The organism is Mucilaginibacter tolerans, assembly GCF_030519375.1.
Lineage (GTDB): Bacteria > Bacteroidota > Bacteroidia > Sphingobacteriales > Sphingobacteriaceae > Mucilaginibacter.
Genome location: NZ_JAUMKB010000014.1, coordinates 120,201 through 127,580 on the forward strand (window position 1 = coordinate 120,201; position 7,380 = coordinate 127,580).

Here is a 7,380-nt window from a genome sequence, read left to right on the forward strand (position 1 = left end):
TCACTGCCGACTAAATTTTTCTTTATTTCAGTTGGTAATATTTACACTAATATTTAACTATATGAAATTCCGTTCTCCTGTTGGCCTGGTGTTCGACCGGAGAACATGGCACACCATTGCTACAGCCATTTACCAGCCGGCTTTCTCCATATCCTTTTGCCGTGATGCGGTTTTTATTGATACCCCGGTCAATAATATATTGTACTGCCGAATTCGCCCGCCTCTGAGATAACCATTGGTTATACGCGTCACCTCCACGGCTATCTGTATGGGAACCAAGTTCGATCCATATAGTAGGATTATCCTGCATTATTTTGACAAGCTTATCGAGTTCCCTGGCTGCATCCGGTCGGATATTCGCCTTATCAAAATCGTAGTAGATATCTTTTAAAACTATCTCCACATTTAGCTTAATCTTTTCGAAGTAACGATCTTTCCTAATGGTAGTTGAGTGTGCCAACCCGACAGTTGTAACAGTTGAGTTGCCATCATTGCGATAACCGGTTTTTTCACCAAGTAGATTGTAATTTGAATTGGTATCAAGGCTAAATCTGTACCTTCCATCAACGTCGGTTTGTGCCTTTACAGTTGAACCGTTTGCCGATGTCAATGAAATAACGGCCTTTGAAAGCGGCTCTTTTGTGTCTTTATCATATGCTGTCCCCTCAAGCGCAAATATGATCGTTTTCTGTACTGTATATTTGTAAATATCATCACTGCCCATACCATCCGGGCGATTGGATGAAAAATAGCCACTGGTTGGTGTTGTTGCAAGGTAGGCAAAATCATCCTGTGGTGAATTAAATGGATAATGCAAATCTACAGGCGGGGTCACTTTACCATTAATCCATTTAGATTTATATATGTCCAGGCCCCCCATGCCAACACGGCCATCACTACTGAAATAGAAACTATTGTCGTCACCAAAGCTAGGCGTTCGCTCATTGCCCGGCGTGTTGATAGATTCAATATTGGCCGGTTTTCCCCATTGACCTGCAGAATCCCTCCGGCAATAATATATATCAGTACCACCCATACCGCCAGGCATATTGGATACAAAAAGCAATATATTGCCATCATGACTAATGTAAGGATCGCCAACAGAATAGCTATTTAGATTATTGTATCTGAATGCTACTGGAGCTGACCAATTACCTGCACTATCTTTTTTACAGCTATAAATTTCTACATTAATGGTAGCTATTCTCCCTTTTTCATATTCAAGTTTTTTGGGTATTCGCGTCAACGTAAAATACATTTCATCCCCATTTGCCGTAAAACTTGCAGGTCCGTTATGATAATTTGAACCTATTGTAACAGGGAATGCCTGTACGTCTCCTGGATTTTCTTTTTGATAATATAACCGCAAATAACCGTTTCCTGTCCACCCATAAACCTTTTTATCCGGTTTGTGGCCTCCGTCAAATTTTAAAAATGGTTTAGTTCCTTTTTGACGTTCAGAAGGGCTGCTGGGCCTGTCGGAGGCAAAAACAACGCCGTCATTGTAAGCAATCGCTCCCCAGTCTGATTGTTGGCTGTTTAGAGTTTTTTGATTGTCAATGTTAACATGTTCAGGGCTTTTCATCCATATCATTGCCGAATCGCATGACGAAAGCCAGGTGTTTCTTTGAGCCTGGGTGACATTATTGTTCATTGCCGCATATTTATTGTATGCATCTTTAGCTTCCAGGTATTTCGAATTGTTTTGCAATGCCCTGGCATAATTCAGCAGATCGGATGGATCACTACCTTGCATAGCCGAAGCTATAGCATACCAGCTTTCAGCTTCTTTATAATTCTGCACGAGGTAATAGCACGAGGCTAAGCGTTCTGCTGCATGCAACGTTTGTTTTTGACGATAAGCCTGTTCATATAAGTCGATGGCCTTTACATAATCGAATAATTCATATTGGGTATCTGCCTGTTTAATGACATATTGGGCTTTTGCAGGTATCCATAAACACAGCAAGGAAGTCACAAAAAACGATATGGTTAAAATTTTTCTCATTTGTATAAAAGTCTTTCCTTTTAAAAATATCTTGGAGTGAACATCCTTGAGCTCTTTGATGGGAAAAAGTATCCCAACGATATTTCATGTGTTCCACCAGTATATCCTTGCAAAGCGCCGATAGCCATGTCATAAGAGTAGCCAATACGGAAGTTTTTAACTGAAAATAATTGGACGGTCCCTACAATGGAGTTATTTTGGGTTAAGCCCTTTTGTAAATTACTCTTGTTATATAGTTTTACATCTGTACGATAGGAACATCCTATCCAAAAATTTTCATGCCATATTAGAAATGTTGTCAAATCCAGGCTAGTTGGGCCTGCCCGGTCGTCCTTTAAAAGAAAAGATGGTTTTAACAAAACCTCTTCCGACAAAGGAACAAGCGTCCCGGCTGTTAAATAATAATGAGGTTTGGGCTGTGGGATAAAGGAGTAACTGCCTACTTTAAAAAACTGCGATACCAGGTTGTCTGCGGACAAGCCAGCAAAAAACTTATCATCGGCATAATACACCCCGGTGCGTGCATCCGGCATCACTTTGCCCTGGAAACCTAAAGGCTGATATGGCTCAGGGTCATCGGGGTTCAATTTTGATCCGTCAATGCCCAATTGGACAAATCCAAAACTCAATCCGAATGCCAAACGTGCGCTACCCTCTGAGTTCATTTGCAAACGATACGCGTAACTCGCATAAGCCCCAAGATTGCTTTGAGCCCCAAGCCGGTCATTCGACACCTGAAAAGCCAGCCCAACCTTATTGTCATTGGCTATCGCATCTATCGCAATCGACATCGTTTTAGGGGCTCCGGGGAACCCTGTCCACTGATCACGGTAAAACCCTTGGATATTCAACTGTTCTTTGTAACCTGCATAAGCCGGATTTACATAAATTCCATTGAACATGTACTGGCTGAATTGCGCATCCTGCTGGGCTTTGGCAATATGAACATTCACCAATAAAACAACTATAAATATAATTTTTTTCATGTTTACGACCGCCTGTATGATATGGGATAAACTTGTTACTCCAGATCCATATCTGCCCATATTCTATTTTGTAAATGCTCTTATCAATGTGATATAACCTTTATAAACCTGCCAATCAGATCCAGTATTTCGCTTCACACGTAATATATAATAATAGGTCCCCTCATTAAGTCCTTCTCCGCTCCAGTTATTTTTATAATTTGTTTGTTTATATACTTCACCTCCCCAGCGATTAAGGATCATAAGATCGTTCTCAGCAAATTGATCGATTCCTCTAATCTCGAATGCATCATTAATTCCGTCGCCGTTTGGTGAAAAGAGGGTTGGAATTACTAAGTTGGTTAGTGAATACTTCGTAAACCACACACCATTACCACTTAAATTTGATATTAGATTGGCATCATATGTAGTGTGTATGCTGTTTGCCGGGTTAATGGTTTTTAAATAAGTCCAGTTATTGCCCCCGTTATACTGAGATATTACAGCATCAGGATCTTTGAATAAAGAGCCGTTACTACTTGAATTATGGTGCAGTATCATGGTAACTTTTAGCGGTGTTGAAGAATAAACGTGCCAGCTTCTGTCCATACCACGTTCAGTATTGAAGCCTTTGGTAAAAGACGCCGCATAATCCTGTACACTGACGAACAATTTGGCGGCACCAGGTGATGTGATTGTTGCGGGTGTATAATCGCCTTCTTCAATACCAACTGGAAAAATAAATGTTGAACTGTCTGCATATTCTTTTACAACATGCCCGGATATGCTATTGCCTGTAGATACCATACGATTCCTTTCAAAGTTTAATAACTGGCCACTTGTGTTAAAGGAAAGATTATTACCGTTGAGGATTAAGTTAGCGTGATCAACAGCCAGATTGAGAGTCCCACCTATATTTAGTGCCGCGGATGCTTCGGCATTGGGGTTTGTTGTACCGTAACCGGGATCCTGGATATCATTTAAAACAATATTTTGATTATTCTGATGCTCTATAAGCAGGTTGATAAATGTCCCGTTGTTCCCATCGATATATGTCGGCCCCGAAGACATTTTGGTATAGACCGGGTTGGCGCCAGGATTATGGATTACGATGTTACCTTTACCACTGAAGGCAGCGGTAGGCGCTAACCAGACATTCTTGCTCCATATCTCAAGCGTGCCGTCGATCACCCAATTGGCATTGGGTCCAAAATAACTACCTTCAGAAAACCGCATTTCTGTTGTACCAGCAGAAATATATACCGATGAATTGTCTACTGTCATGCTTCCCTTTCCTGTTTGGGCGTGAAGTTCAGAAACACCCAGCAAGAACAGGATCAGTAACAATGCACCGCCAAGTAATTTGTTCATTTCAGTAACCTTCATTTTTGTTAATTTCAACTTGTTTGGTAGAAAAATTCACCAAGCATTTGAAATCTTCGTGAATCCGTCCTGTTTTCATTTGGTAGCTCATAGGCAGGATAGAGGCAATTATTTTATTCCATATTGTTTGGTTCAATTTTATCTTTCGGCTTTAACCTTCTTTTCATCCTTATCAAGCAATAGTTTTTCAAGCTTTTCCAAACGTTCGTTCATTTGCACCTGAGATTTTTTAAGCGCTTCAACTTCTTTGTCTTTAGCTTCTATTTGCTTTTGTTGATCAATTACGTGGAGGTAGAGTTCTTCCAGTTTCTCTAATGATTGCACCGATAACCTGGTCATGTCAACAGCATAGCCGCCGTCAGGCATTTTTTTCAGATCTTTAATAGGAGTTACGCCCGGCAAATGCCGGTTCGTTTTTATGAAATCAGCAACCTCGTTTAAACTTTTAAATTTGTAATCCTTATTGATTTTTGAAGTGCCATCAAAGTAATCCTGGAACACATAATCCGCATAAACACTGGAATTGGTCACGATCGACCCATTTACAGAAAGCATTTCATTACCTGCACCTGGGGTACCGGCGGTTCCCACACCGCCGAAAAACGAGTTTCGCCCTATCGCTACTCCGCCAGTCATAAAAATATTCTGGGTATTTAGCGTTGCTTTTGTGGTTGTACTTTGCACATCCCATGGTTCAATGGCTAACGTTGATTGTGGTAGTGTTTTTACGACGCCGGTTGCATCAGCAACTACAATGCCTTCAGTACCAGCACCTGTTTGTAAACCCGATAATGTAAGCGTGTTTGTTGCATCGGTTGAAATTGTAGTTGGTTTGCTCAATGCTCCACCTAACTGAACGTTACCATTGGTAGCCGTCAAGCCGTTATTCGCAGAAATCAAAACAGGTACAGACGCGGAAGCTACGCCATTTACCGTAGAAATTAAATTACCATTTGTGTTGGTTAAAACATTAGTATTTACCATCGGGACAGCCGCACCTGTTACGCCGTTTACAGTGGTTGTTAAATTATTTGCTGTTGATGTGTTGGAAACAGTTGTTGCAGGTAATGCTGCTGCATTTAATTTTGCGCCTCCATCTGCCCCTGTAGTTATAAGGTTACCTGCATCTGTACTTACAACTTTGGCGTTTACAACGGTACTGGCTTCATTAGTGAAAGTTATAACGCCGGTTGATGTATTTTGAGTTAAAGCTGATGCTGGCGTATTTATTTTATATGGATCGCCTGCTGTGCCTGAACCCGAAACTGTAGTGTTCGTGCCATTTAATATTAAGCCAATCCCGCCTTGTGGACCAGTCGCACCGTCTGCTCCAGCAGGGCCTGTCGCGCCGGTGGCTCCAGTAGCACCTGTTAAGCCAATCGGACCTTGAAGACCCGTAGCGCCATCTGCTCCGGTGGCACCAGTAGGTCCTGTTAAACCAATCGGACCTTGCGGGCCTGTTGCGCCATCTGCTCCAGCAGGGCCGGTAGCTCCGGTAACTCCTGTTAAACCTATCGGACCTTGCGGACCTGTTGCACCATCTGCTCCTGTAGCACCAGTTAAACCTATTGGACCTTGCGGGCCTGTTGCGCCATCTGCTCCAGCAGGGCCGGTCGCACCATCTGCTCCAATTGGACCTTGAGCCCCAGTAGCTCCAGTAGCACCTGTTAAGCCAATCGGACCTTGAGGACCCGTAGCGCCATCCGCTCCGATGGCACCAGTAGGTCCTGTTAAACCAATCGGACCTTGCGGACCTGTTGCACCATCTGCTCCAGTAGCCCCAGTAGCTCCAGTAGCACCTGTTAAGCCAGTTGGACCTTGAGCCCCAGTAGCTCCAGTAGCACCTGTTAAGCCAATCGGACCTTGCGGACCTGTTGCACCATCTGCTCCAGTAGCACCCGTAGCTCCAGTAGCACCAGTTAAGCCTACTGGACCTTGAGACCCTGTTGCACCGTCTGCTCCAGTAGCACCAGTTAAACCTATTGGACCTTGCAGGCCTGTTGCGCCATCTGCTCCAGTCGCACCCGTCGCGCCGGTAGCACCAGTTAAACCTATTGGACCTTGCGGACCGGTTGCGCCATCTGCTCCAGTTGGACCTTGAGCCCCCGTAGCTCCAGTAGCACCTGTTAAGCCAATCGGACCTTGAAGACCCGTAGCGCCATCTGCTCCGGTCGCACCAGTAGGTCCTGTTAAACCAATCGGACCTTGCGGACCTGTTGCACCATCTGCTCCAGTAGCACCCGTTGCACCGGTAGCACCAGTTAAACCTATTGGACCTTGAGCACCGGTTGCGCCATCTGCTCCAGCAGGGCCGGTAGCCCCGGTAGCCCCCGTTAAGCCTATTGGACCTTGAGACCCTGTTGCACCGTCTGCTCCAGCCGAGCCTTGAGGTCCAGTAGCACCAGTTAAGCCTATTGGACCTTGTGGACCGGTTGCACCATCAGCGCCAGTCGCACCCGTCGCGCCGGTAGCACCAGTTAAACCTATTGGACCTTGCGGACCGGTTGCGCCATCTGCTCCAGTTGGACCTTGAGCCCCCGTAGCTCCAGTAGCACCTGTTAAGCCAATCGGACCTTGAAGACCCGTAGCTCCATCTGCTCCGGTGGCACCAGTAGGTCCTGTTAAACCAATCGGACCTTGAAGACCCGTAGCGCCATCTGCTCCGGTGGCACCAGTAGGTCCTGTTAAACCAATCGGACCTTGCGGACCTGTTGCACCATCTGCTCCAGTAGCACCCGTTGCACCGGTAGCACCAGTTAAGCCTATTGGACCTTGAGACCCTGTTGCACCGTCTGCTCCAGCCGAGCCTTGAGGTCCAGTAGCACCAGTTAAACCTATTGGACCTTGAGCACCGGTTGCACCATCAGCTCCAGTCGCGCCGGTAGCACCAGTTAAACCTATTGGACCTTGCGGACCGGTAGCACCATCTGCTCCAGCAGGGCCGGTAGCACCGGTAGCACCAGTTAAGCCTATTGGACCTTGAGACCCTGTTGCACCGTCTGCTCCAGCCGAGCCTTGAGGTCC

At 45.1% G+C, this 7,380-nt stretch carries 3 protein-coding genes and 1 pseudogene; all 4 read right to left on the reverse strand.

What is annotated here, in order from left to right:
- Positions 1–46: 46 nt before the first annotated feature.
- Complete coding sequence (locus tag Q3A68_RS18220) at positions 47–2,008, reverse strand: OmpA family protein (protein ID WP_302902553.1); 1,962 nt, start codon at positions 2,006–2,008, stop codon at positions 47–49.
- A gap of 20 nt (positions 2,009–2,028) precedes the next feature.
- Complete coding sequence (locus tag Q3A68_RS18225; RefSeq protein ID WP_302902554.1) at positions 2,029–2,994, reverse strand: PorP/SprF family type IX secretion system membrane protein; 966 nt, start codon at positions 2,992–2,994, stop codon at positions 2,029–2,031.
- Between the two features lie 63 nt (positions 2,995–3,057).
- Positions 3,058–4,359: a T9SS type B sorting domain-containing protein gene (locus Q3A68_RS18230; protein ID WP_302902555.1), complete on the reverse strand. Its 1,302-nt coding sequence runs from the start codon at positions 4,357–4,359 to the stop codon at positions 3,058–3,060.
- A 135-nt stretch (positions 4,360–4,494) separates the two neighbouring features.
- A pseudogene (locus Q3A68_RS18235) lies at positions 4,495–7,380 on the reverse strand (hypothetical protein); the annotation flags it as partial.